The organism is Pseudoalteromonas rubra (assembly GCF_000967655.1).
GTDB classification, from domain to species: Bacteria; Pseudomonadota; Gammaproteobacteria; order Enterobacterales; family Alteromonadaceae; genus Pseudoalteromonas; species Pseudoalteromonas rubra_A.
In genome coordinates this window covers 1-1,548 of record NZ_JXYA01000096.1, presented here as the reverse complement: position 1 = coordinate 1,548, position 1,548 = coordinate 1, and the positions used below count along the sequence as shown (strand labels likewise).

4 protein-coding genes are annotated in these 1,548 nt (G+C 38.9%); 3 read left to right on the top strand and 1 reads right to left on the bottom strand.

The window, feature by feature from the left end; all coding sequences use genetic code 11:
- From TW77_RS25480 to TW77_RS23540, 3 genes are all read left to right on the top strand, one after another.
- The coding region (locus tag TW77_RS25480) for a hypothetical protein (protein WP_046007415.1) at positions 1-250 on the top strand (250 nt) is incomplete at its 5' end.
- Positions 251-267: 17 nt separating this feature from the next.
- The gene (locus TW77_RS23545) at positions 268-777 is read left to right on the top strand and encodes a hypothetical protein (RefSeq protein WP_046007414.1); all 510 of its coding nucleotides are present in this window, start codon (positions 268-270) and stop codon (positions 775-777) included.
- Complete coding sequence (locus TW77_RS23540) at positions 770-1,075, top strand: hypothetical protein (RefSeq protein ID WP_046007413.1); 306 nt, start codon at positions 770-772, stop codon at positions 1,073-1,075. The genes TW77_RS23545 and TW77_RS23540 overlap by 8 nt, the downstream gene beginning before the upstream one ends.
- Here the strand turns inward: TW77_RS23540 and TW77_RS23535 are convergent, their stop codons facing one another.
- Positions 1,076-1,489, bottom strand: coding sequence for a helix-turn-helix domain-containing protein (locus tag TW77_RS23535; protein ID WP_046007412.1), 414 nt, complete (start codon positions 1,487-1,489; stop codon positions 1,076-1,078).
- Positions 1,490-1,548 lie beyond the last annotated feature (59 nt).

The window sequence follows — 1,548 nt, the reverse complement described above, 5'->3', positions numbered from 1 at the left end:
TATGAAATTAAGAACGTTATCGAATAAAGTGCTACCTTCAAAGTTGCAAGCTCATGTTACTGGCAGTAACGGCAGTGGCAACAACCCCATTATTTATCCTGAATCCAATGGTAAGGGTAAGGAACTAAGCACACAGCAAATTACGTTTGTGGTTGGTGGCAATGGAAGCGGTAATGACCCTGGCGCCAAAACGAGAGCACTTGCAGTATTTCCTGGTGATAACACCGTTGTTGAAGAATCAAAACCTTAGTGAATTGAGTAGTACACATGTTCCCAGACTATGTAAACAAGCTTCATGAGATAAATACTTGGATATGGCTATTTTCCGTGATCGCACCGATTGCTATGTATTGTTTGAAAATAGGTTCTCGGTCCTACTTTATTGCTGCTGCTGTATGGATCTTATCTCAATTCTTAAACCTCAGAATTGAGCCGTATCTGGACAAAATAGTTAATCATGAAAATCTTGTTTATTGGTATGGGACATGGGCAACGATAGATGTGCTCTGTATTTTTGCAATTCACTTTGCTCACATTATTCGAAACCTTAAAATTGGTTTTACTGCTATGAGTGTGATTGTTGCGTATGCGGCTCTAGGCCTGCTGCAAGTTGGCAGATTTTTAGAGCTTGAACTTATTGGTAGTCATGCATTATCCGAAATATATACTTTAGGCGTAAACACCGGAAACATTGCCATTTCAACTTTGCTGACAGCTCCAATAGCTGTATTTTTGTTTAAAAAAAGTAATATAAAACAAGGAAATAGAAATGTTTAGTACTTTATATTGCATCACATTAGTCATCTTGACTGGCGTGCTTCTAAGAGGGGCGTTTGCACTCAGGGGGGGGCCTGTTGATTATATTGTAGAAGACTCTGTGGATGAACTTGGGCTAGGGAGCAAAGCCTATAATCTTCTAAGAAAACGAAACAGGATTGAAAATATAAAAGATCAATTCGCTCAATATGTTGCTTTGGTAGAGTGGAAAGAGGAAGCCTTGGCTTTTAATGAACTCTGTGAAACTCAATTCTTAAATAGAAATATCTCAAATTTAATCCAATTACCTTTAGAGTAGCTACTTCACTTTTGAGGAGGAGATGGGACTGGTGTCCTCCTCAAAAGTTTCCCCCACCTCTTTACATAAACTATATATAGCCATATTTATCAAAGCATTTACGCTTGCGTCTGGTGATTTATTCAACAGCCCTAGCTCAGCTGTATTCAGCAAAAAAGCACCAATAGCGTTCTTCAAATTTTCCTGTGTAAAGCAAACAGCCCCTACGTCAGGACCAGAAGCTTGTTTTCTTTTACCAGTAACAACATAGGCTACATCGAATCCAAGGCTAGCCAGTTCAGCTAACTTGTCCGAGGGGATAGGCGCACCATTTTCCCAACGATAATAAGTTGACTTGCCTACGTTAATGATTTCATAGACTTCCTTCTGTTGAAGGCCCAACCTCTCTCTTTCTTTAATTAAAAAATGGTTCATATATGGGAATTCTTCATTGACGGGTTCAAATATGAACCCTATACTAATCTCAACTTAAA

Coding starts and splice junctions, on each gene's coding strand:
- TW77_RS23545 (WP_046007414.1), top strand. CDS start 268: ATGTTCCCAGACTATGTAAACAAGCTTCATGAGATAAATACTTGGATA.
- TW77_RS23540 (WP_046007413.1), top strand. CDS start 770: ATGTTTAGTACTTTATATTGCATCACATTAGTCATCTTGACTGGCGTG.
- TW77_RS23535 (WP_046007412.1), bottom strand. CDS start 1,489: ATGAACCATTTTTTAATTAAAGAAAGAGAGAGGTTGGGCCTTCAACAG.